This window comes from Pseudoalteromonas sp. ECSMB14103 (assembly GCF_000813065.1).
GTDB lineage: Bacteria > Pseudomonadota > Gammaproteobacteria > Enterobacterales > Alteromonadaceae > Pseudoalteromonas > Pseudoalteromonas marina.
On record NZ_JWGY01000001.1, the window covers coordinates 739,599 to 762,909 of the forward strand.

Annotated in this window: 20 protein-coding genes; 9 read left to right on the forward strand and 11 right to left on the reverse strand. The window is 40.7% G+C overall.

What is annotated here, in order from left to right:
* Positions 1-35 precede the first annotated feature (35 nt).
* Genes RF53_RS03385 through RF53_RS03410 form a run of 6 tightly spaced genes read right to left on the reverse strand, consistent with a single transcriptional unit; the run spans position 36 to position 6,916 of the window.
* On the reverse strand, positions 36-1,691 hold the full coding sequence (locus tag RF53_RS03385) for a BatD family protein (protein WP_039036623.1): 1,656 nt from the start codon (positions 1,689-1,691) through the stop codon (positions 36-38).
* Positions 1,685-3,595, reverse strand: coding sequence for a VWA domain-containing protein (locus tag RF53_RS03390; RefSeq protein ID WP_039036624.1), 1,911 nt, complete (start codon positions 3,593-3,595; stop codon positions 1,685-1,687). Before RF53_RS03390 ends, RF53_RS03385 begins: the two co-directional genes overlap by 7 nt.
* Positions 3,595-4,581 carry a vWA domain-containing protein gene (locus RF53_RS03395; RefSeq protein ID WP_039036625.1) on the reverse strand — a complete coding sequence of 329 codons (987 nt, stop codon included), beginning with the start codon at positions 4,579-4,581 and terminating at the stop codon, positions 3,595-3,597. The genes RF53_RS03390 and RF53_RS03395 overlap by 1 nt, the downstream gene beginning before the upstream one ends.
* Positions 4,574-5,008 (reverse strand): DUF4381 domain-containing protein, encoded by a 435-nt coding sequence (locus RF53_RS03400; protein ID WP_039036626.1) that lies wholly within the window; start codon positions 5,006-5,008, stop codon positions 4,574-4,576. Before RF53_RS03400 ends, RF53_RS03395 begins: the two co-directional genes overlap by 8 nt.
* A 3-nt stretch (positions 5,009-5,011) precedes the next feature.
* Positions 5,012-5,956, reverse strand: coding sequence for a DUF58 domain-containing protein (locus RF53_RS03405; protein WP_039036627.1), 945 nt, complete (start codon positions 5,954-5,956; stop codon positions 5,012-5,014).
* Between the two features lie 3 nt (positions 5,957-5,959).
* Positions 5,960-6,916 carry an AAA family ATPase gene (locus RF53_RS03410; protein WP_039036628.1) on the reverse strand — a complete coding sequence of 319 codons (957 nt, stop codon included), beginning with the start codon at positions 6,914-6,916 and terminating at the stop codon, positions 5,960-5,962.
* 306 nt (positions 6,917-7,222) lie between these two features.
* Between RF53_RS03410 and fadI the strand changes: the two genes are divergently transcribed.
* Both fadI and fadJ read left to right on the forward strand, forming a co-directional pair.
* Positions 7,223-8,533, forward strand: coding sequence for an acetyl-CoA C-acyltransferase FadI (gene fadI, locus RF53_RS03415; protein WP_006793342.1), 1,311 nt, complete (start codon positions 7,223-7,225; stop codon positions 8,531-8,533).
* Positions 8,533-10,752, forward strand: coding sequence for a fatty acid oxidation complex subunit alpha FadJ (gene fadJ / locus RF53_RS03420; RefSeq protein ID WP_039036629.1), 2,220 nt, complete (start codon positions 8,533-8,535; stop codon positions 10,750-10,752). The genes fadI and fadJ overlap by 1 nt, the downstream gene beginning before the upstream one ends.
* Before the next feature lie 84 nt (positions 10,753-10,836).
* On the opposite strand, the gene RF53_RS03425 is transcribed toward fadJ, so the two are convergent.
* Positions 10,837-11,232, reverse strand: a complete 396-nt coding sequence (locus RF53_RS03425) for an MmcQ/YjbR family DNA-binding protein (RefSeq protein ID WP_006793344.1) — start codon at positions 11,230-11,232, stop codon at positions 10,837-10,839.
* A gap of 194 nt (positions 11,233-11,426) precedes the next feature.
* Between RF53_RS03425 and efpL the strand changes: the two genes are divergently transcribed.
* Both efpL and RF53_RS19555 read left to right on the forward strand, forming a co-directional pair.
* Positions 11,427-11,999: an elongation factor P-like protein EfpL gene (efpL, locus tag RF53_RS03430; RefSeq protein ID WP_006793345.1), complete on the forward strand. Its 573-nt coding sequence runs from the start codon at positions 11,427-11,429 to the stop codon at positions 11,997-11,999.
* A 403-nt stretch (positions 12,000-12,402) separates the two neighbouring features.
* Entirely contained in the window at positions 12,403-12,597 is a 195-nt protein-coding gene (locus tag RF53_RS19555) for a hypothetical protein (protein ID WP_052242856.1), read from the forward strand.
* Here the strand turns inward: RF53_RS19555 and RF53_RS03440 are convergent.
* The gene (locus tag RF53_RS03440; protein ID WP_006793347.1) at positions 12,594-14,852 is read right to left on the reverse strand and encodes a putative bifunctional diguanylate cyclase/phosphodiesterase; all 2,259 of its coding nucleotides are present in this window, start codon (positions 14,850-14,852) and stop codon (positions 12,594-12,596) included. The genes RF53_RS19555 and RF53_RS03440 overlap by 4 nt on opposite strands.
* A 53-nt stretch (positions 14,853-14,905) precedes the next feature.
* Entirely contained in the window at positions 14,906-17,629 is a 2,724-nt protein-coding gene (locus RF53_RS03445; protein ID WP_039036631.1) for an insulinase family protein, read from the reverse strand.
* A 190-nt stretch (positions 17,630-17,819) separates the two neighbouring features.
* On the opposite strand from RF53_RS03445, the gene sixA reads away from it, so the two are divergent.
* Genes sixA through RF53_RS03460 form a run of 3 tightly spaced genes read left to right on the forward strand, consistent with a single transcriptional unit; the run spans position 17,820 to position 19,402 of the window.
* Complete coding sequence (gene sixA, locus RF53_RS03450) at positions 17,820-18,290, forward strand: phosphohistidine phosphatase SixA (RefSeq protein ID WP_033019453.1); 471 nt, start codon at positions 17,820-17,822, stop codon at positions 18,288-18,290.
* A 14-nt stretch (positions 18,291-18,304) separates the two neighbouring features.
* A complete protein-coding gene (locus tag RF53_RS03455; protein WP_006793350.1) occupies positions 18,305-18,658 on the forward strand; it encodes a RidA family protein in 354 nt (117 codons plus the stop codon).
* Between the two features lie 6 nt (positions 18,659-18,664).
* Complete coding sequence (locus RF53_RS03460) at positions 18,665-19,402, forward strand: SDR family oxidoreductase (protein ID WP_039036632.1); 738 nt, start codon at positions 18,665-18,667, stop codon at positions 19,400-19,402.
* Between the two features lies 1 nt (position 19,403).
* Here the strand turns inward: RF53_RS03460 and RF53_RS03465 are convergent, their stop codons facing one another.
* Entirely contained in the window at positions 19,404-20,333 is a 930-nt protein-coding gene (locus RF53_RS03465; RefSeq protein WP_039036633.1) for an AEC family transporter, read from the reverse strand.
* 27 nt (positions 20,334-20,360) lie between these two features.
* A complete protein-coding gene (gene smrB, locus RF53_RS03470; RefSeq protein ID WP_006793353.1) occupies positions 20,361-20,918 on the reverse strand; it encodes an endonuclease SmrB in 558 nt (185 codons plus the stop codon).
* A gap of 152 nt (positions 20,919-21,070) precedes the next feature.
* Between smrB and prmB the strand changes: the two genes are divergently transcribed.
* Positions 21,071-22,006: a 50S ribosomal protein L3 N(5)-glutamine methyltransferase gene (gene prmB, locus RF53_RS03475; RefSeq protein ID WP_039036634.1), complete on the forward strand. Its 936-nt coding sequence runs from the start codon at positions 21,071-21,073 to the stop codon at positions 22,004-22,006.
* 103 nt (positions 22,007-22,109) lie between these two features.
* On the forward strand, positions 22,110-23,207 hold the full coding sequence (gene aroC / locus RF53_RS03480) for a chorismate synthase (RefSeq protein WP_039036635.1): 1,098 nt from the start codon (positions 22,110-22,112) through the stop codon (positions 23,205-23,207).
* Positions 23,208-23,311: the final 104 nt, after the last annotated feature.

Below are 23,311 nucleotides of genomic sequence, written 5' to 3' on the forward strand. Positions count from 1 at the left end.
TATTTAATGAAAAAAGACTCATACGTAACTTTATTTTAGCTATAAAGGTCTTTTAATACAGTTTGTTGCGAATTTGATGCTTGAGCTTGCTCACTCTCAAGTATTTTTATAATAGCACCAAGGTCACTGTTTGTAGCTTTTTTTCCATACAATTGCGCTTGTAATTGAATTACCTCAGTACTTAACTGAGAGTTATTAATTCGTCGGCATAACTCATCAATAGCGCCGGTATCCTGTTTGGTTATTTGTACTGCGTAATTATTTAGCTCATTGTAAAATGCCTTAACATCACCTGTTTTTTGTATGTTTAACAGCTTTTTTAAACTTGGCTTGCTGAGTGGAGTAGGTAATGGCTTCACTTTTTCAATGGTATTTATATTAGAACGGGTAAACCAATAATAAATTGCAGTGCCAATCCATAAGATATAACCCAGTACAGCAACAGCAATAAGCCATAGTGGCGTGTAGCTGCGAGCAGTTTGCATTTGGGCTGATGTATTAGCGTCAGCTTTAGTTTCATCAACGGGTGTTTTATCAATACTTTGCTCTGTATTTACAGGGGTATTAACAACGGTGCTGCTTGGCGTTACAGTAATTTTACGCGCTGGGAGCGTGGCAAAACTAATACGGTTAATTTTAGTATTAAACCAAGGTAATTTAATTTCAGGTAAGGTGTAAGTGCCCGGTGTTTGTGGCAATAATGCATACGATGCAGTTTGTTGCGAAACAACACGCCCATTTCTTACTGCGTTGTTGTTCTCTTTTTGATCAGGGTAGCTACGGATCCCATTTATTGTTGGCATTTCTATATCTGGGAGTTGCTCTTTGGTGACGCCAAGCGCTGTAAGTGTAATTGTACGAGTTATAGGTGTACCGACTTCAATGGTGTCATCACTTGGTTGCCATTCTTCACCAAGGTTTACCAGCTCACTGGGCAACCATGCACCTTTGTAATCACTGGGAATGGGTTTAATTTCTATTTGTTGGTCTTCGCCAATTGCAGATACTTCCAACTGGCGATAATTTTGTTGCACTCGGCCCTGAAATACGGGGGCAGCAATCGTATAAGGACCACTTTTTTGGGGTTGAATCAAATACTCTCGAGTAATAACTAGGTAGCGTTTACCATCAACTAATTCGTAACTTTCTGTCTGTTTACCTAGTTGTGTTAGCTGTGCATCTTCCATGCTCGGTGTACTTAAACTACCATCAAGTAACTCTTTAGCTAAGTATAGTTTTAGTGTGTAAACGCCTGCTTCTTGCACATAGAGTGAATTGCTAGAAAGTGATGTTTTTACAAAAATGTCGTTATTATTGTCAGCGTTTGCAGCACGTTTTGTCACGGTTAAATCAATTGGCTGCGAGCTTAATCCACTTACCGTAAATGAGGGGATAGTGTACTGCCCCTCGGTGCGGGTCATTAATTTAACGCTCCACGTAGTTTGTTTATTAATGCTACCGTTTATGATGTTAGTTCGCGTACTCAAACTTGTTGGGCCGACTACAAAATCTTTCAGCAGTACAGACGTATCGGGTTGTTCACCTTTGACGGTATCGTCTACTGATATATTGAGCATAAAAAACTCCCCCGCCAAAACAGGGTTTTTATCTACGCTCGCTTGAAGTTTTGTCGCTGCGAACGAGGGGATCGCGCATAGTAGCAATAAACAGCAAAATAATCGCATTACCATGATTTTTCTACTCCTGTAGGGCGGCGTTGATATTGTCTTTTTTGGGCTTCGAGTTGCATTTTATTTCGTAGTAAAATTGCTGGGTCGTCCGGTACTTTTCTGAGTAACTGATTAAGCTGCTGGGCTTTTTCTTTTTCTTCATTTGTAAGCTCACTGGCTTGTGCTTGCATTGCCTGTTGTTGCGCTTTTTGTTTTTGCTCGTCGCTAACGGGTTGCTCACTCATTGCTTGCGACTGGGACTGTTGCTGGTCAGGCTGTTCAGCGTTTTTATTTTCGCTTTGTTCGCTTTGTGGTTGTGCTTGCATATCAGGTTTATTTTGCTCCTCTGATTGCTCACCGGTTTGCCCTTGTTGATCTTCAGAGGGTTCAGACTCTTGCTCTGATTTTTCGCTCGCATCGCTCTGGCTTTGGTTTTCACCTTTTGCCGAGTCGTTTTGCTCATTATTTTGTTGCTCTTGCCCAGATTGTTCGTTATTGGGTTGTTGGTTTTGATCGCCTTGTTGCTGGTTTTCTTGATTTTGAGATTCATCACCACTTTGTTCTTGCTGGTTTTGCTGTTCTTGTTGATTCAACAGCTGCTCAACTAAGGCTTGGTTATCTGCGGCTTGACTAAAATCACTTTGCAGCGTTTGAGCATGCTTATAAGCGTTTATGGCCTCTTCAAGTTTGCCCGCTTTGGCAAGTGCATTGCCATAGTTATAGTAACCTGTGGCGGACTTATCTTGACCAAATGCATCTAAAGCGGCGTTATAATTGCCTTGTTTGTAAAGCGCTGCGCCTTTTAATTGGTTTGACTTCGCGTTAGCGGCTTTGTCGTATTCTTCATTTTTATAGGCGGTGAGAGCCCGTTGGTCTGTATTTTTTAATAGTGTAGGGAGCTCCAATGCATACGCGTTTTGCTGAGGTAAAAAGGTAAGCAACAAAACCGCGCCTAAAAAGGCAGAGCGCCTGAATAAATACAAACCAAATGGTAACAAGAGCAAAAGCCCGTAAATACCGGCGTCGATGCGCCACAGTGCTTGGCTTTGTGTTTCATCTTTTAATAACTCACTATTAGCCATTGGCGAAAACGTATTTATGTCGCTATTACTTGGTTGATAGCGTGCAAATTTCCCGCCACTGCGCGTTGCTAAGCTTTTTAGTTGTGAAATATTTATAGTAGGGATGACAATTTGACCGTACCGGTCTTTTAAAAAACCACCTTCAGGTAACTTTATAGGCGCACCTTGCTCTGACCCTACACCATAAATGTTGAGTCTAAATGTTGTGTTATTTATAAAGCTTGTTACATCGCTTTGTTCTTCTTGTTCTATACCATCGGTTATTAAAATAATATCGCCATCAATATAACCTGCCTGATTTAATAACTCTTTTGCCATATCTAGGCCAGCTAAAACATTAGAGCCTTTGTCGGGCATTATATCGGGGCTTAAGCTTGGAATTAAATTGCTGAGTGTTGTGGCATCATTGGTTAGTGGCGATATGGTATACGCAGTGCCAGCATAAGCAACTAGCGCGGTGTCACCTTCTTTAAAAAGCTCAATCATATCAAGGGATTTAAAACGAGCTTGCGTTAACCTGTTTGGTAAAATGTCGGTGCTGTACATTGAATAAGACATATCCATAACGATGACACGAGCACTTTTGCTTTGAAAAACGGGTACCTGTTTTTTTTCAAAGCTTGGGCCTGCACTGAATAAAACCCCTAAACTGCAAAATACAGCTATCAGCCAAAGTGGTTGGCTGGCTTTTGTGTTGGTATCACTGATGACAAATTGGGCTAAGTGCGGTGCAATTAATTGCACGTCTGTGGTTTTTTTATGCTTAATTAACGCTACAAAAAATAGGCCAATTGCAGGTATAAGCAGCCATAAAATGGCAGGGCGAATAAATTCAAAATCCATTAGTTTGGCTCCTTTAATGCGCGCAATGTACTTAGCATCACGTTTAAGCTAATTAGTAAAATGGCAATAAGTAGCGGGTAATAAAATAATGAGCTTTGTGGGCGAAAGGTTTTTTCGTCCGCACTAATGGGCTCTAGCTTATCAAGCTCTGCGTAAATCTGTTTGAGGCCCGCTACATCCTTGGCTCTAAAGTAAAGGCCGCCGGTATCGTCAGCTATATTTTTTAGTAGGCGCTCATCTAAATTACTTCCGCCTGAGCCACCCATATTAAATAGGCTAAAACCACGTGGGTTATCAGAGCCGACACCTATGGTATAGACTTTAATGCCCTCTTCGCGGGCGAGTAATAATGCGTCGTCAGGGTTTAAGTTCCCCGCGGTATTTTGACCGTCTGTTAATAGCACAACGATTCGGTTGCTGTCGTCTTTACTAGCAAAACGTTTCACTGATAAGCCAAGTGCGTCGCCAATAGCTGTCGCGCGTCCAACTAAACCTATTTGTGCTTCGTTAAGCATTTTAGTTACCGTTTTTAAATCGCGCGTTAAAGGTGTTTGTAAAAACGCCGTATCGCCAAACAAAATAAGTCCAAGTCTGTCGCCAGTGCGTTGTTCTATAAAGTCGCTAAGTACTGCTTTTACCATTGTTAAGCGGTCAACATATTGACCATTGTAGGCCATATCCTGTTCGGTCATCGAGCCAGATAAATCCACCGCAAGCATGATATCTCGGCCTTCATTTGGCAACAAAATAGGCTCGTCTAACCACGTGGGGTTAGCAGCTGCGCTGACAAGTAATAACCAAAGTAGCCATTCAAATAACGATAAACGACGTGATCGAGGTTCAATACTTTGATTACTCAAGCTGTGCTGAGCAAACCCCGGAATTCGTAAGCGAGTATTGTTACTACTTGCTGCTGGCTTTAGTAATAAAAGCAGTAAAGGTAACGGAAGGAGCAGAAAAAGCCATGGCCAACTAAATTCAAACATATAGCGGCTCCCTTACTTTAAAGTTTTTGATTGCTTGTCGAAATTTTTTACTTAAATCGACATTGTTATTTTCGCTACTGTATAAGCTTAAAATTTCTTGCTCAGTAAACGTGAGTCCACTGAGTGTATTAAGCGTTTCACACCACTGCTTTGTAGGTTGTGTGGCAAGGTGCTTACCGTAATATTCAACAACTAGGCGTTTTAAAATAATATGTAAATGCTGAGGGTACTGCTCTTGTTGACTTAATGATACGGCATAACGTTTTGCTTTTTTAAATTGGTACGCTTTATAAATTGCATACACACCGGTTAAAAGTGCAATGCAAAGTAGAGCAATAATAACCCACCAAGCAGGGGCGAGTGGCCACCAATCAACTTGGTTAGGTGCTATTACATCGTGCAGGCCATCGAGTGGATTGGTTTGCATGGTTTATTTTCTCACAAGCTGCAGTTCAAGTGGTTCGGCTGCATTGAACGATATTAAATTAAGACCCGATTTAGTTAAGCGAGTAAGGCGCTTATTGAATGTATCTTCTGCATTTTTAGCAAAGCGCACTCTAAAGGCATTATCCATTAGTGGCAAAGCAATATCCTGGCCATTTGTACTAACGCTTACAGTATTTTTATAAGCCGGTAATTGATGTTCAAATGGGTCGCTAATATGACAGCCAATAAGCTCACAATGACGGCTAAGTATTTCAAGCTGTTTGAAGCTTGCATCGTCAAGAGAACTAAAATCTGATACCAAATACACCAAGCTACCCGGCTTTGCCAAATGATTAAGGCGCTTTAGGTTATCACTAAAGTTATTGTGGGCTTTTGCATCTATTCCCCCAAGTGCTTGCTGGTGGTTAGCACATAAATTGTGACAAAGCTTTAATACGGCTTTTTCTCGCGCGCTGGGTTTGAGCTCTAAATGAGCGTGCTGATTAAATACAATGCCGCCAATTCTGTCGCCACGCTGGCAGGCAGACCATGCAACTAAAGCACTAATGTGCGCAGCTTGCACTGACTTAAGCAGGAGCTTTGAGCCAAATAACATCGAGTTTGAAAAATCGGTAAATACAAAAACAGGGCGTTCTTTTTCTTCTTGAAAAAGTTTTGTATGGGTTTCGCCTGTACGTGCTGTAACTCGCCAGTCAATTGAACGAATGTCGTCACCTTGCTGGTAATGGCGAACTTCGGCAAATTCCATACCACGACCTTTATGCGGTGCAAGATATTGCCCTGCTAAAGTATTTTTAATTTTAACCTTAGGAGCAAGCTCAAGCAGTTGCGCTTTGGCTTTGTAATACATCAGCTCTTTTAGTGCTAAATTAACACCGTGGCTATGACTTTGTTTCAGCCATGCCTGAGGGTCTAATTGTTTATGCATAAATTAAGGTACAGCTACCAGTTCTACAATTCGGCTAATTACTTGATCTTTTGTAATGCCGTCGGCTTGGGCTTCGTAGCTCAAAATAATGCGATGGCGTAGTACATTATGAACAACCGCTTGTATGTCGTCAGGGGCTACAAAGTCTCGGCCCTGTAACCATGCATGAGCACGTGCACATTTATCGAGCGCGATAGTGGCACGAGGGCTGGCGCCAAATTCAATCCAGCGGCCTAGTTGTTCATCTAACTTTGCTCCTTCTCGCGTAGCAATAATGAGTTGAACCAAATACTGCTCAAGAGGCTCGGCTAAGTACAAACCTAAAATTGCTTGGCGGGCAGAAAATAAATCGCTTTGGCTAATTTTTTGTAAAACAGCTTGTTGCTCTTTTAATGCTTCACCGCGCGTTAGGCGTAAAATGTCTAGCTCGTGCTCGGCGCCCGGATAACCAATACTTAAATGCAGTAAAAAGCGGTCAAGCTGTGCTTCTGGCAGCGGGTAAGTACCTTCTTGCTCTAGCGGATTTTGAGTGGCCATTACTAAAAATAAGTCGCTAAGTGGGTAGGTGTTTTTTCCTACCGTAACTTGGCGCTCTGCCATGGCCTCTAGTAATGCTGATTGTACTTTTGCTGGGGCACGGTTAATTTCATCAGCCAAAATAAGGTTATGAAATAAAGGGCCTTTCTCAAACACAAACTCGCTTGTTTGTTGGCGGTAAATATCGGTGCCAGTTACATCGGCCGGTAATAAATCGGGTGTAAACTGGACACGTTGAAACGAACCTTCAATCCCTTTTGCAAGCGCATTTACAGCGCGTGTTTTTGCAAGCCCTGGTGGGCCTTCAACTAATAAGTGGCCGTCAGCTAAAATAGCAATAAGTAGTGCTTGAGTAAGCTCTGGCTGGCCAATGATTTGTGTATCTAAGTACGTTTTTAATTGTGAAAATGCGTTAGCTGCCATAATAAGTGGACTGTCCTCGTCAGCTGGGTTAGTACCTAAATGGGTTAGGTTGCAAATACTGACCTATTTATAAGGTTTATAATAGGGTAACTCAAGAGTTAGACTGTATTTTTTAAAATAGTTCGTTATTTTTTAACGGTTTTTAGCGTAACACAAATCTTTGTAAATGCGTTTAAAAAAGCCTATTGTGTGATATGTAAACATGACTACTTTGTATAAATTTCAGTTTATCTATTGGCTTTAGCACACGGGTTGTTTAGAATCGAGGAAAACAAACAGGTCAGACCTGTCAGCGGGAGAGCATAAATGTCTGAGCAAAACATACTAAAAACACCAAAGGGTGATCGTATTGCCATTGTAAGTGGCCTTCGTACACCGTTTGCAAAACAAGCAACAGCATTCCACCATGTACCAGCACTTGATATGGGTAAATTAGTGGTTAACGAAATGCTTGAGCGATTAAATTTCGACAAGTCAGAAATCGATCAACTTGTATTTGGTCAAGTAGTACAAATGCCAGAAGCGCCAAACATTGCGCGTGAAATTGTACTTGGTACAGGCATGCCAGTTGGTGTTGATGCTTATTCTGTGTCACGTGCATGTGCTACCAGCTTTCAGGCAATTGCTAACGTAGCTGAGTCTATTATGGCGGGCTCTGTGAGTGTAGGTATTGCCGGTGGTGCCGATTCGTCGTCTGTATTACCTATTGGCGTAAGTAAAAAATTGGCAGGTAGCTTAGTTGATTTAAACAAAGCGCGTACTTTAGGGCAACGCTTACAAATTTTTTCAAAGCTGCGCTTAAAAGACTTAATGCCAGTACCGCCTGCAGTTGCAGAGTATTCAACAGGCCTTTCAATGGGTCAAACTGCTGAGCAAATGGCTAAAACACATAATATTAGCCGTGAAGACCAAGATGCATTAGCGCATCGTTCACATTCACTTGCTACCCAAGCATGGGCAGATGGCAAGTTAAAAGATGAAGTAATGACGGCACATTTACCGCCATACAAAAGCTTTATTGAAGAAGATAACAATATTCGTAAAAATTCGACAGTTGAAGGTTACGCAAAACTTAAGCCTGTGTTTGACCGTCAACATGGTTCGGTTACAGCTGCAAATGCAACACCACTTACAGATGGTGCCGCTGCGGTATTGATGATGAACGAAAGTAAAGCACGCGCGCTTGGTTACGAAATTTTAGGTTACGTACGTAGCTTTGCGTTTTCTGCCATTGGTGTGGAGCAAGATATGTTAATGGGTCCTGCGCATTCAACACCTATCGCATTAGACAGAGCTGGTATTACCCTTGCTGATTTAGATTTAATTGAAATGCATGAGGCATTTGCATCGCAAGCCCTTGCGAACATGAAGATGTTTGCTTCAGACAAGTTTGCGCAAGAAAAGCTAGGTCGTAGTAAAGCAATTGGCGAAATTAACATGGATAAGTTTAACGTGAATGGCGGCTCGCTTGCATATGGTCACCCATTTGCAGCAACAGGTGCTCGCTTAATTACACAAAGCTTAAACGAGCTTAAACGTCGTGGTGGCGGTTTAGCATTAACAACAGCATGTGCTGCTGGTGGTTTAGGTGCAGCCTTTGTATTGGAGAGCGCGTAATGACAGATTCAGTATTTAATTTAGCGGTAGACGAAAATAAAATTGCCGTTGTAACGATTGACGTGCCGGGTGAAAAAATGAATACCCTGCGTGACTCGTTTGCAGACGATTTAAAAGCCTTACTTACGCAAGCACAAGAACATGCTGTTAAAGGCATGGTTTTTATCAGCGGTAAAAGCGATAACTTTATTGCGGGCGCTGACGTAAAAATGCTTGATAGCGTAGAAAAACGTGAAGATGCACTTGCTATTAGCGAGCTGTGTCATCAAGCTTTTTTTGATATGAAAAAACTACCATACACTACAGTAAGTGCCATTCATGGCGCTGCGCTTGGTGGTGGTTTAGAGTTTGCTTTAGCGTGTGATTACCGTGTTGGTACAGATAGCGATTTAACTAAAATTGGCTTACCTGAGGTTCAACTAGGTTTATTACCTGGTGGCGGTGGTACGCAGCGTTTAACTAAAATTGTGGGTATTCAAAAGGCACTTGAATGGATGCTTACTGGTAAGCAAATTCGTCCTAAGCAGGCAAAAAAAGCCGGTGTTTTAGATGATTGCGTACCGCAAAGCGTGCTTTTAAAAGTGGCAAAAGAGTTTGCTGCCAAGAAAAAGCCTCAAGCTAAAGAGCCAAAGCTCGACAAAGTAAGCAAGCTACTAGAGTCAAACCCGTTTGGTCGTAACTTTATCTTTAAAAAAGCAAAAGAAAACGTACTGAAAAAAACGGGCGGCCATTACCCAGCGCCACTGGCTATTATAAAAGCAGTACGAGCGAGCGTTGAGCTTGATGAGCTTAAAGCGTATAAAACCGAAGCAGAAGGGTTTGCAACGCTTGTTATGAGTGAGCAATCTAAAGCGCTTCGTGGTTTATTTTTTGCAACCACCGAAATGAAAAAAGAGTGGCGCAACGATGATGCCCCAGCAGTGACTAAAACTGCCGTGTTAGGTGGCGGGCTGATGGGCGCTGGTATTGCCCATGTAAGTGCAGTAAAAGCGAAAGTGCCTGTTCGCATTAAAGATGTCGCAGAGCAAGGCATTAGCAATGCGATGAACTACACCTACAAAATTCTTGATAAGCGCCTTAAGCGCCGCATTATGTCTAAAGCAGATATGCAGTTAACAATGAACCGTATCACCGGTACAACTGACTACAGTGGCTTTAAACACATTGATTTAGTTATTGAAGCGGTATTTGAAGACTTAGCACTTAAGCAAGGTATGGTTGCAGACGTAGAACAGCAATGCCAAGAGAATACAATTTTTGCGAGTAATACGTCATCGTTGCCTATTTCTCAGATTGCGGCAAATGCTACACGTCCTGAAAATGTAATTGGCTTGCATTATTTCTCTCCAGTAGAAAAAATGCCACTGGTTGAAATTATTCCGCATGAAGGCACTTCTCAAGAGACAATTGCACGTGTTGTTAATTTTGCGCGTAAGCAGGGTAAAACGCCAATTGTTGTTAAAGACATGGCAGGTTTTTACGTAAACCGCATACTTGCACCTTACTTAAATGAAGCGGCTAACTTAATGCTTGCTGGTGAGCCAATTGAAAAAATTGATGCAGCACTTGTAGAGTTTGGTTTCCCAGTAGGTCCGCTTGCATTACTTGATGAAGTAGGTATTGATATTGGCTCTAAGATCGCACCTATTCTTGAAAAAGAATTGGGAGAGCGCTTTAAAGGACCTGATGCCTTTTCACGCATGATTGATTCAAAACGCCTTGGCCGTAAAACGGGTCGTGGTTTTTATGATTACGAGAAAAAAGGCAAAAAAGTTGACGATTCAGTTTACGAGTTGCTGGGTGTAACGCCTAATTCACGTTTAAACAAAAATGAAATTGCTCAGCGTTGTGTAGCGCAAATGCTTAATGAAGCTGCGCGTTGTTTAGATGAGGGCATTATTGCAAGCCCACGTGATGGTGATATTGGCGCTATTTTTGGTATTGGCTTCCCGCCATTCCTAGGTGGTCCATTTAGCTACATGGATAAACTCGGTGCAAGCAAAGTAAGTTCGGATATGTCTTCGCTTGCTAATAGCAACGCTATATTTGCACCCTGTGAGTCGTTAGTATCAATGGCTGAGTCAGGTGAAACGTTTTATGGCGAAAAGCCAACACAAAACGAAACTGTTGCTGAAGTAGTAAAGCTAGAAACATCAGAGCAAGAAGCAGACGTTGTGCCTGAAGAGCAATCAGACGTTGCTAAAGATGACACTAAATAACGTTTAGCACGTATTAAAAAACCGCATTTTAGATGCGGTTTTTTTGTGTCCTAACTAGGCTAAGTAACAGGCTTATAAGTAAGCTTAATCAGCATTTAAATGTTGCGCTATCATGTTACGGTCTTTTTCAGGCATGTTTTCCACGACTAAATTAAACGAATTATCAATCATGCGTTCAATTTCACCTTGGGGGATTGAACCGTCTAAAATAACCGTATTCCATAAACGCTTATTCATGTGATAGCCGGGGATAACCGCGGGGAAAATATCGCGTAACGAAAGTGCCTCGTCGGGATCGCACTTTAAATTAAGCCACCAAATTACTTCACCGTTTTCGTTTGTTTCACCATCGTTACCAACAGCAAGGGTGGCGAACATTTTATGATTCACTTTATAGACATCAACCTCTTGAGCAAATGGTTTTGTAACCAACACAAGCGGCTTTTTGATTAAATACTCATGTACTTTTATTTGATCCATGATCCATTCCTTGAAGTCATACTAGGTAGATACACCATAGCAGTTTTTTAATGAATTGATTATATGTATTTTAGTATAAATATAGATTTTACAAGTCAATACAAGGTATAAGCCGTTTTAGCTCACTTTATTGTTGAACAAAGTTCAGTTCATGGTATGTTTCTGGCAATTAAAAAAAATAATAGGATTTACACATGCCAAAGGCGAGTGAAGTAAAAAAAGGCACAGCTATTGAGTTTAATGGTCGTGTATTAGTAGTAAAAGATATTGTGCGCTCTGTTCCTCAAGGCCGTGCTGGTGGAAGCTTATACCGTATGCGTTTATACGATGTAGTAACCGGTGGCAAGGTTGATGAAACGTTTAAAGACAGCGATATGCTAACGCTTGCTGACTTAATTCGTCGTGAGGCTATGCTGTCGTACATAGATGGCGACGAATACGTGTTTATGGATAGCGAAGACTACACGCCATATAACTTGAATAAAGATGCTATCAGTGAAGAAATTTTGTTCATCAATGAAGAAACTCAAGGGGTGCACGTTATTGTCATTGATGGAGCGCCAGTAGGGCTCGATTTACCTTCAAGCGTTGAGCTTGTTGTTGAAGAAACTGATCCGTCTATTAAGGGCGCTTCAGCCAGTGCTCGTTCAAAACCAGCACGCATGTCTACTGGTTTGAATATATCTGTTCCTGAGCATATTTCAACGGGCGATCGTATTCGTATCAATACGGTTGAAAACAAATTTATGGGGCGTGCTGAAAAGTAGCGCTCATCAAATTATTAATTAATTTAAAAAGCTGCGGTTTAGCTAGGGTCTGTTAATCCTTCAAGGTTAAATTTGCAGCTGTCTGTTTGGTATGTAGGTAAGGCAGAGCCTATGTAGTGTGGTTATACCCCATCAACTGGCGATAACGTCGCATTAATACTAAACAGCTGCAGCCCAAAGGGTTCTTCCTAAGGGCTATTGACTCTTTGTTACTCAGTTTTTACTTAATCTACTAGGTTACAAACCTCGCGCCGCGATTAAATAGCCGCTGATTTGAACAAAATTTAATCCCAAAGATCAACAGCCCTAAATACGCTGCCTTTTTGTTAAAGGTGTATTGCTTTAAATTTAATCGAAGAAACGCTAAACTGCGCGCCAATTTATTTAGATAAGGTATGTGGTTTTGTGGTTTGTTTTACTTAGCAGTTTGTTTATCCCGCTTATGTACTTAGACACAATACAAAAAGGAATGCCCGTAAAGCGCTGGCTTTTACTCAGTGCGCTGCTTGGCCCCTTGGCTTGGTTTTTATTTAACGTGCATTACAGGCGAGCCTGGGTGAGATATGTCGGTTTTAATACCTGCATGTGGCGCGCTTAGCTTATAGACGCCACATTACTTTTTTTAGAGCTAATTAAGCTTGGCGTTGCTTTACTTTGTTGCTGTTTTAAAAACTCAGTAAATTCGTCTTTAGATAATGGCTTTGAGTAATAATAACCTTGTACCGTTTCGCAATTAAGCGTTTTTAAAATGTCTATTTGATGTGCTTGTTCTACGCCTTCGGCAACGACATGCAAGTCAAGGTTGTGAGCAATCGTAACGATTGAATCGACCATATTTCGGCCGCGCTCGTTTTTCATATCATCAATAAATGCCTTGTCTACTTTTAGTGTATTTAGCGGAAACTGTTTTAAATAAGCCAAAGATGAATACCCAGTACCGAAGTCGTCCATGGCTAAATGAATACCTCGGGCGCTTAACGAGCGCATAATATTAATGGCTTCGTTTGGATCATCCATTACTGTGCCTTCAGTGATCTCTAATTCTAAAAAGTACGATGGCAAAGCATTTTTTTGCAAAATAATATCAATACGCGACGTTAAATCGGGGAGGCTAAATTGTTTAGCAGACAAGTTAACAGCAACGCGCCCATTAAACAGTCCATCGTCCAGCCATTTTTTTACATCGCGACAGGCTTTGTTTAAAACAACTTCACCAATATCTATTATTTGACCTGTTTCTTCAGCAATAGGGATAAATACGCCCGGACTTATTATTCCTTTTTTAGGAGTAATAAAGCGGACTAACGCTTCCATGCCTGTTAACTTGCCCGTGCGTATATTCATTTTTGGCTGATAGTAGACTTCAAAGTGATCTTCTTTCAAACCAAAGCGCATTAGGTTTTCAATTTGTAAGCGTTTAACTGCTTGGCGGTTCATGGTGTCGTTAAAAAACAGGTAGCTGTTACCTTTCTTTTTAGCATGATACATTGCGGTATCGGCATTTTTAAGTAGTACCTCGGGTGTGTTTCCATCTTCAGGAAACAATACAATACCAACGCTTGAGGTAATAGCCAGCTCGTGCCCTGCCATTTTAAATGGGGTGGAAATAGCCGCTAAAAACTGTTTTGCAGTGCGAGTGATTACATGAAGGTCGTTCGTATTTGACATTACAAGCGCAAATTCATCGCCTCCCAAGCGATAAAATACATCGTTTTCGCGGGTGAGTTTATTTAATCGCATAGCAAGCTTTGCCAGTAAACTATCACCAAGTTGATGACCTAATGAGTCGTTTATTTTTTTAAAGTTATCTAAATCAAAAACAAGTAATGCATGGTGAGCGTCTTGCTGAACCAGTTTATGTAAGTTAGTAAAAAATAAATTACGGTTAGGCAGGCTTGTGGTGCGATCTCGATTTGATAAATTATGCAGCTGCGACTCTGCTTTTTTTCGCTCTGTTAAATCGGAATAAACAACCACGTAGTTAGTAATTTGGTTTTGCTCGTTTTTAATTTCATCAATTGATATTTCTATTGGCAGCAATACACGCTCATTATTGCGCAGTTTAATTTCTTGCTGAATATGCTCAGTTTGGCGCACTACATCGATAATGTTTTCAACGTAACTTGTATCGTATCCAGGCAAATTAAAATCTTTATTTAGGTATTGTTCGCGCATACCACCAAATAACGTTAAAAAACTGGGATTTATATCGACTAATTTAAAGTTCTTATCGTAAATTGCCAGCGCATCAGTAAACGACTCAACACATTTAGCAAACAGATTTAATCGTTCTTCGGTTGATTTTAACTGTGAAATATCGCGAACAGTGCCTGTCATTCTGAGCGGGGCTAGATTTGCATCTTTTTCGATAACCTTGCCGCGGTCAAGCACCCAATGCCACTTGCCAAATGTATCTTTGACCCGGTATGTGGCCTCAAAAAAAACGCTTTGCTCTGCAAAATGTTTTTTTAGTAGATGCTCAACATGAGGAATATCTTGTGGGTGTATAAGTCCTTTATTTGGTGGGAAACCCATAATAGTGGGGGAGTTCATCATGTATTTATCGTTAATACGAATAACTTCGCCTGTTTTTATATTCCAATCCCACAAGGTGTCACCACTGCCTTCAACGGTACTTTTTAAACGTTTTTCAGAGAGGCGAAGTTGGCGACGAGAGCGCCTAAGCTTGTATATAACAAATAATAGGTATGGCAAAGCGAGCGCAATAATAGCGCTCGACAATAACAGCAGAGTGTCTGAATTGTATTTAAATGAAGACTCAAAGGCGTAAGTATCAAACGAGTAAGCAAGTAATACAGCGAATAGGTTTAGTTTTATTGTTTTTATTATCATTTTTTATTACTACTAATTTACTAATGACAATTTAAAACAAGGACATTCAAGAGTCAAAGAGAATGCGAGTAAACCGGTGTTTTTTGAGATTTATTAACTTTAGCGTTACTTAAAAGCTCGTATCTTGGCCTATCTTCATCAAAAAGTACCAGAGCATAATCTTTAATTTCTTGTAGAGTCAGCATGTTAAGTGCACAAAGCAATCGTTTTTGCATATCAAAATTATGATCTCTGTTACCTATGGCAAGCCATAAGCGTTGTGATCGCAAACGTAAGTTTTTGTCTTTTTCTGCAATATGCGTTTTTAGACCATGTTTTTGTTGCTGCCAGCTATGCTCGTCTAGCTCATTGATATTACTTAAATATTGATTCACAAAGTGAGTATGGCGATGCAGCAAGGTTTTTGAATCAAATTTAGGGGACTGTATATAAAAAGCAATGCCTGCCCGGGTGTTAAAAGGCGCGTAACCCGCACCAACCAAATAGCCTAATTGTTGTGTTGTGCGCAACTCGTTAAAGTAGTCTTGGTTCATTAAATGATTTAACGCCATCATTTTAACTTTTTCGTTCACGTCATTGGTTTGTGCCTGGTAATACACAACCATGGCATGATCGTTACACGGTAACTCAATTTCATAACGTGTTGCTTTTTTTATTTCAAATAAAGGGCGTCTTAAATCGTCGATAGTTGTGGCATTCTGCAAATGTGCAGCCACCTTTTTTTGAAATTCTAAAGCATGATTTTCTTGCCAGTTACCATGTAAAAAAGACTCCACATGTAACGCCTTAAAAAAGTCTTGTCTAAATTCATTAAATTGCTGAAAACTTGTTGCTTTTAACGCTTCTGCTAAATCGTTAGGCTGTGGATTCCAAGGCATTAGTTTTGCACCTAAAATACTAAACAACTCACTAACAGGTTTGTTTTGGTTGCTGTTACGCCAATGCCTAACAAGTTGTTTTTTATACTCGGCAAAGCGCTTTGCACATATATCTACATTAAATAACGCATCTAAAAGTTCATCGACGAGTTCTAATTGGCTCGATGATAACCCTGCAGTATGTAGTGTAAGTCCCCCTTGGTGGGAGGTTAAATGATAACTTAAACCAGCCAGTTCTGCTGGGTAAAACTGCTCGCCAACACTATCCATAAATAAATCGGTAAATAAGCGTGTTAGCGCCATGTGCTTTACGTCTTTTACCGCAAAGTCAGAGTCCATAGCTAAATAAAAATGACCTTTCGCTACTCTAAATGTGCTGTCTTGCTTAAACCAAAAATCAAACCCCGGTTCTTTTACTAAAAGTGTGGGTTGCTCTTGGGGCTTTTCTATTTCGAAAAGCTCAACCTCTTTAGTGAGATATGGGTTTGCAGTGGGTAGGTACATATCTTTAAGTGGTTTATTGATATCACTAAGGGCATCAAGCCAACTAGGTGATACTTTTTCTACTTTATAGGGTGTGTTGTACCACGCAGTTTTATGCTCGGGTTCTACGTCAGGGTGAATGAGTACAATACGCATATTGTTAGGTTTTAACCATTGCATCGCCATTTCGTGCGTTGCTTTATTAAAGCCTTCCATTAGGTAGTCACCTTGCACATAGTTGCATTCGTCATAATGCTGCATATTGATGCTCAAACTACTTACCCAATCAATAAGTCGTGATTTTTCTTGGTTATCAAACGCAATTTGTAAAAGATTTTTTTTGTCTTGATATAAGCGGGGCAGCTTTTCTGTGTTGGCATTAATTAAACATATGTACTCAAAAAGCATTTCGATAATATCTTCAAAATATTCTATACCCTCATCGGTAAGCGCCATACTGACATTAAAATCTTTAAAGTTACTGCCGTTAATGCCCCCTCCCGCCGAAAGGGCATTTATCCAACCTTGCTCTTTTAAAATAGAATACAGTGAGCCTTGTCCTTCATAACCGAGTAAATGTGCAATAAAACTGACGGTTTTATGTCGGTAAAAGTCATCAATATTAGGCATTGCAAAACTAACGATTAGTTTTTGCATGTGTTTGTGTGGCTCTATATGTAAAATTTTCCCTAGGTCTTGTTTTCGATAAAGTGGCTCGCTGATCTCAGGTTTTACAGATGCTTTATTTCCTAAAATTTGGCTAAAGTGAGCTTTTACCCAGGTTTGAAGAGTGTCTAGCTTTTCGTTTGCACATACAACTAATGTCATCCATTGTGCTTGGTAATGCTCATTAAAAAAGTCACAAAGTTCGTCGCTAATACAGCGTTTTCTGTCTGCGAGTGTTTGCAGGTTACCAACAGAAAACTTAGCGAAAGGATGTGCAGGGTTAACCGTTTCTTTATGGGCCTGATAAATGCGACGGGCATCGTCTTTAATTTTTAATTTAAATTCTGCATCTATAGCATTACGTTCTTTTTCTGTTTCATTAGCACTTAACAGAGGGGCAATAAAAAAGCGGCTAAATTGTAATAATGCGTGTTCAAACTCTTGATTGTTTATATCAAAAAAGTAGCAGCTGTGTTCTGTACCGGTCCATGCATTTGTGTTCCCGCCTGCTTGCGAAACAAAATTATTAAAACTTCCAGAGTCTGGAAATTGGTCTGTGCCTAAAAAAAGCATGTGCTCTAAAAAGTGAGCAAGACCTTGCCTATCAGCAGGATCGTCAAAGTGGCCCGCATTTACAGCCATTGATGCTGCAGCCTTTGTTGAATCTTTATCTTGCACAAGCAATACTTTTAGACCATTGTCCAGTGTAAGGGCGCGGTATGCTCTATTATCATTGCGGCTGATATTCAAATGGTGCTCCTGAAACTAAACGTTTACTTGATAACAACAGAGGATAACTTCAGGACAGCAAGGGTGTGCTAAAAGATTTACCTGAATGTCGTGAAAGAACTATTTTAGAAAAAATAAGTTTATGTTGTTAATATAGCTGACAAGTGAGCAAACTGGCTACTGTTTATATTCTTTAATCGGTTGATTTTTTATGAAAACAATCTTAATAATGCGCCACGGCGAAGCTGCACCTATGCAGGCCGATGATGCGGCAAGAAATTTAACCCAAGTGGGTCATTTAGAAGCAAAAAAAATGGGGCAGTGGCTTGCCAATACGCAAAAACCGGATGCATTGTTAGTTAGCCCTTACGTACGAGCTCAACAAACAGCAAACGGGGTCGCTGAAAGCATCACGTTTAAATATAGCGAAACGTGTGCCGATATTACCCCGGAAGGCAAACCGCATGTTGCAGCTGATTACCTTGAAACACTCATCCAAATGCACCCCGAGTGTAATAGTTGGTTAATTGTAGCGCATATGCCAATAGTGAGCTATTTGGTTGATCAGCTTTGCCCTGGAAACATGCCTATATTTAATACAGGTGCTGTGGCTGTCATTCATTACAACGAAAATACGAATCGTAGCGAATATATAAATATAAACGCTCCTGCCGATTTATAAATTAAGAGACTAATATGACCATTGAACGTCTTCAAACCGGTGCGCGAATGAGCCGCATTGTAAAGCATAACGGCACTGTTTATTTGTGTGGACAGGTATGCGCTGATGCTGAAAAGGGAATAACAGAGCAAACGCAAACCATGCTCGATAAAGTAGAAGCATTGCTAGATGAGGCAGGTAGTTCAAAAAAGCATATGTTAAGCGCAACAATTTATGTAAAAAGTATGGAATATTTTGCCGATATGAATGCTGTATGGGATGCATGGGTACCAGAAGGTTATGCACCGGCACGCGCTTGTGTAGAAGCCAAAATGGCGCGCGATGCGCTATTGGTCGAAATTTCGGTAGTGGCAGCGCTAAAGGACTAATTTTGTATGAACAAAGCGCGGGTGGTACTCATAACCGGTTCTAGCCGAGGTATAGGGGCAGCCACCGCTGTTTATTTTGCGCGCCACGGATATGATGTATGTATTAACTATAAGACCCATTTAACTCAAGCAGAATACGTTGCCGATAGAGTAAGAAGTTATGGTGTACGAGCCGAACTAGTAAGGGCCGATGTATCTCAAGAGAGCGATGTTAACGATTTATTTTCACGTATAGATAAAGTCTTTGGTCGGCTCGACGTGCTTGTAAATAATGCCGGTATGCTTAAACCTCAAATGCCGCTGCTAAACATGGACGCAAAACGAATTAACGAATTACTCACTACAAACATTACCAGCACATTTATATGTAGCCGAGAAGCCATTAAGCGTATGTTACCCGGTAGCAGTATTGTTAATGTGTCATCGGTAGCGGCTAAAACAGGTTCACCTAATGAATACATTGATTATGCAGCGACAAAGGGCGCTATTGATACATTGACCATCGGTCTCGCTAAAGAGGTTGCTTGTAAAGGCGTGCGCGTTAATTGTGTTAGGCCTGGCCTTATTTACACTGATATGCACACAGATGGTGGTGAAGAAGGGCGGGTAGAACGGCTTAAAAGTAATCTTCCTCTGCGTAGGGGTGGGCAACCTGAAGAAGTGGCTGCTGCAATATACTTTTTAGCCTCACATTCTGCTTCATTTACTACAGGCACTTTTATTGATGTAGCTGGTGGCTTATAAATTAAAGTAAAACCGCTAACCAAAACGTTAAACTCACTACACTTAAAATAGTAGATAGCACCACCGCTCCTGCAAGCGTTGCTTCATGTTGTTTAATTTGACTCGCTATTAAATAGGCGTTTACGCCAACAGGTGAGGCACTTAATAAAACTAGTACGGTTAGTATTTGCGGGTCGAGCTTAAATATATACGACCCAATAAATAGTACACCTGTCGGCAATATAATAATTTTTAAAATCGAGGCAATTAAAGCAGGTTGCCAGTTTGCTGCTATTTTATAAAACGCTAGGTTTGCGCCCAATACAAATAGCGCACAGGCTATTGCAGGGGTTGCTAATAATGCCAAACTGTCCGTTAAGTTTTTAAATAATACAATGCCCGAAACGTTAATGATTAAGCCACACCCAATACTTAAAACAATAGGGTTAAGCACCATGCTTTTGCCAAACTGTGACCACGAGAACGAACTGCTATTGCCCTTTGCCCCAATTAAATAGGTCAGTGCAAATAATAAAGTGCTGTGGAAGGTGATGATCATAAAAGCAATGGCTATTTTCTCTTTGCCCAGCGATGCAATAATGATAGGAATACCTACCAACACCATGTTTGAGTAACTAGCTGCAAGACCAAATACGCCGTGTTTTTGGTAATTTTTACTATTATTTTTATTCAAATAAAATCGGTCGACTAAAATACCTAATCCAAAAATACACAACACCGGGATATAAAAACTTAAAAATGCAGAAAGACTAATGCTTTGCTTTAAGTCTATTTGCGACATATTCAATAATAAAAAAGCCGGCAAACTTATGTAAAAAGTAAATTTACTCAGCCCTGTAATGTGCTGTTTGTTAAAAAACGAAAGCCGGCAACAGCCATAACCCAATGCGACAATGAATATAAGTGGAAAAATAATAGAAACAATATGCACGTAATTACTTCCTAGTAATATGTTGGGTTAGCGTCTAAATTCATCGCTTTGTGGTAAGTTTATTAAAATAAGTACCGCGCCTTTACCACCGTATTCAAGTGGCGCTTGATGCATTGCAATTACGTCTGGGTGCTGAACTAGGTACTGAGGAATTTTATGTTTAAGTATGCCACCACCAATTCCGTGCACAACACACGCACAATAATAATGTTGTTTTTTACATTCGTGAATGAGTCCTGCTAATTCATCTTTAGCAATTTCTTTGTTTAAGCCATGCAGATCAAGCGTTAAATCAGGTGCAAAGTCGCCTCGTCGTAATTGCTTGGGTAAATAAGTGTCGTGCCCTTCTTTTACATAATGGACAGTACCGTGGGTGTCTATATCGGGAATATATTCATCTGAGAAATAAAATTCAGATTGAGCCTGCTTTTTTTGCTGGGCAAATTGCTTTGCTTGTGACACCTTAGGCTTTGTATCAAAACGATGAGTATCTTGTTTAAATACTTTAGCGCCTGTGATCGTTTGACGAAATAAGTCTATGTCGTCATTGCTTAGGGACGATGGTGATGGAGAGTCTTTTTTCATAACAATTACCTAAACAAAAAAACGTAAAAACGCAGCGCAAAAGGCGGTACAATACTTAAATGAGAGGCAATTGTAATTTGCTAAGCCAATATAGGCAATGCAATCGTCTTAAAGACTCAAAACAGTCAGTAAGCTAATACAGGTAAAAATATATGAGCGATTTACAAATTGAAGAAGCAACACTCGAAGAAGCTGTTGCAGAACTGTCAACTTTACATGACTGGTTACGTTGGACTACAAGCCAATTTGCAAGTAGTAGTATATTTTTTGGACACGGAACAGATAACGCGTGGGATGAAGCTGTGAGCCTGCTTTTACCAGCGCTTAGCTTACCCGTTGATGCACCAAAAGAATTAATGCATGCGCGTTTAACAAGTACAGAAAAAAACCGACTAGCGAGTCTTATTGCTGAGCGTATAAACGACTGCACTCCAGTCCCTTATTTAACTAACATTGCATGGTTTGCAAGCATGCCGTTTTACGTAGATGAACGTGTACTAATTCCTCGTTCACCATTTGCAGAACTTATTAGCAATCGGTTTACGCCTTGGCTTGTTGAGCCAAACTCGGTAAATCGTATTTTAGATTTATGTACAGGGTCAGGTTGTATAGCCATCGCACTTGCACAAGCATTTGAGCAAGCGCAAGTAGATGCTGTTGATATTTCGTATGAAGCGCTTGAAGTAACTGATATCAACATTAATGACTACATGTTAAGTGATCGAGTACTGCCTATCCAATCAGATGTATTTAGTGGCGTAGAAGGCCAAAAGTACGACTTAATTGTGGCTAATCCACCGTATGTGGATGCTGAAGACATGGCAGACTTACCGCGCGAATTTCACCATGAGCCAGAGCTAGGCCTTGCATCAGGGCACGATGGTCTTGATGTAACGCGTACTATTTTAAGCGAAGCCAGCAATCATCTAACCGATAACGGTTTGTTATTTGTAGAAGTGGGGAACTCTATGGTACATATGGATGCTTTGTATCCAAATGCGCCATTTGAATGGATTGAGTTTGAACAAGGTGGTTTAGGCGTATTTGTTATTAGCAAAAAACAGCTAGATGAGTATTTTTCAAAATAACACGACTTGCTTTAGGTTAATATGAGCTAACTTAAACGTAAGTGAATACATGGCTGGGCATATTAGCCCAGCTAATGGTCGTCATTAGGAATGAGGAAAGTTAATGGCAGGTAATAGCATTGGACAGTTATTTAAAGTGTCCACTTTTGGAGAGAGCCATGGCGTTGCTTTAGGCGGCGTTGTTGACGGTACTCCCGCAGGTCTTGAATTAACAGAGGCCGACTTACAAATAGATTTAGATCGCCGCAAACCAGGCCAAAGCCGATATACCACGCAGCGCCGCGAGAGCGATCAAATAAAAATATTAGCAGGCGTTTTTGAAGGTAAAACAACGGGTACAAGTATTGGTTTATTAATCGAAAATACCGATCAACGTTCACAAGATTACGGCAAAATTAAAGACGTGTTTCGCCCAGGCCATGGTGATTACAGCTATTGGCACAAATATGGCCTTCGTGATTATCGCGGAGGTGGCCGCTCGTCTGCACGTGAAACCGCAATACGCGTAGCAGCTGGCGCCATTGCTAAAAAATATTTAAAGCAATTTCATGGTATTGAAGTAAAAGCATGCTTAAGCCAACTAGGTCCTATTAAAGCAGAAAGTTACGATTGGGATGAAGTTGAAAACAACTTGTTTTTTTTTCCTGATGTAAGCAAGCTAGAAGCGCTCGATGAATATATGCGTGACCTAAAAAAACAAGGTGACTCAGTAGGCGCTAAAGTTAAGGTAGTGGCAAGCAATGTACCTGTAGGGTTAGGTGAGCCTGTCTTTGATCGCCTTGATGCGGAGCTTGCGCATTCATTAATGAGCATTAACGCAGTTAAAGGTGTTGAAATTGGTGATGGCTTTGACGTTGTTGAACAAAAAGGCTCAGAGCATCGTGATGAACTAACACCTGAAGGGTTTACTTCAAACCATGCTGGTGGTGTGCTTGCAGGTATTTCTACAGGGCAAGACATAGTAGCGTCTATTGCGTTAAAACCGACGTCAAGTATTACTATCCCTGGTAAGAGCATTAATACAAGCAACGAAGCGGTTGAGATGATCACCAAAGGTCGTCACGATCCGTGTGTGGGCATTCGAGCAATACCTATTGCTGAGGCTATGATGGCTATTACATTAATGGACCATTTACTGCGCCAGCGCGGGCAAAACCCGCATGTAAACCACGAACACGGGCCTATTAACGGCTCTGTATAATGGTTTGAATTTAGTCACTGTAAAGGCGCGTTTTTCGCGCTTTTTGTTTATGTAAAATAGTTAATGTAGTTTAAGGCGCAGTTCAACTTTACCGTTATATAATT

Excerpts from the sequence above, each read along its gene's own strand:
- aroC (WP_039036635.1), top strand. The coding sequence starts at position 22,110 with ATGGCAGGTAATAGCATTGGACAGTTATTTAAAGTGTCCACTTTTGGA.
- RF53_RS03455 (WP_006793350.1), top strand. The coding sequence starts at position 18,305 with ATGACCATTGAACGTCTTCAAACCGGTGCGCGAATGAGCCGCATTGTA.
- RF53_RS03390 (WP_039036624.1), bottom strand. The coding sequence starts at position 3,595 with ATGGATTTTGAATTTATTCGCCCTGCCATTTTATGGCTGCTTATACCT.
- RF53_RS03425 (WP_006793344.1), bottom strand. The coding sequence starts at position 11,232 with ATGGATCAAATAAAAGTACATGAGTATTTAATCAAAAAGCCGCTTGTG.
- RF53_RS03460 (WP_039036632.1), top strand. The coding sequence starts at position 18,665 with ATGAACAAAGCGCGGGTGGTACTCATAACCGGTTCTAGCCGAGGTATA.
- prmB (WP_039036634.1), top strand. The coding sequence starts at position 21,071 with ATGAGCGATTTACAAATTGAAGAAGCAACACTCGAAGAAGCTGTTGCA.
- RF53_RS03405 (WP_039036627.1), bottom strand. The coding sequence starts at position 5,956 with ATGCATAAACAATTAGACCCTCAGGCATGGCTGAAACAAAGTCATAGC.
- RF53_RS03395 (WP_039036625.1), bottom strand. The coding sequence starts at position 4,581 with ATGTTTGAATTTAGTTGGCCATGGCTTTTTCTGCTCCTTCCGTTACCT.
- RF53_RS03410 (WP_039036628.1), bottom strand. The coding sequence starts at position 6,916 with ATGGCAGCTAACGCATTTTCACAATTAAAAACGTACTTAGATACACAA.
- RF53_RS03385 (WP_039036623.1), bottom strand. The coding sequence starts at position 1,691 with ATGGTAATGCGATTATTTTGCTGTTTATTGCTACTATGCGCGATCCCC.
- fadI (WP_006793342.1), top strand. The coding sequence starts at position 7,223 with ATGTCTGAGCAAAACATACTAAAAACACCAAAGGGTGATCGTATTGCC.
- RF53_RS03440 (WP_006793347.1), bottom strand. The coding sequence starts at position 14,852 with ATGATAATAAAAACAATAAAACTAAACCTATTCGCTGTATTACTTGCT.
- RF53_RS03400 (WP_039036626.1), bottom strand. The coding sequence starts at position 5,008 with ATGCAAACCAATCCACTCGATGGCCTGCACGATGTAATAGCACCTAAC.
- fadJ (WP_039036629.1), top strand. The coding sequence starts at position 8,533 with ATGACAGATTCAGTATTTAATTTAGCGGTAGACGAAAATAAAATTGCC.
- smrB (WP_006793353.1), bottom strand. The coding sequence starts at position 20,918 with ATGAAAAAAGACTCTCCATCACCATCGTCCCTAAGCAATGACGACATA.
- sixA (WP_033019453.1), top strand. The coding sequence starts at position 17,820 with ATGAAAACAATCTTAATAATGCGCCACGGCGAAGCTGCACCTATGCAG.
- efpL (WP_006793345.1), top strand. The coding sequence starts at position 11,427 with ATGCCAAAGGCGAGTGAAGTAAAAAAAGGCACAGCTATTGAGTTTAAT.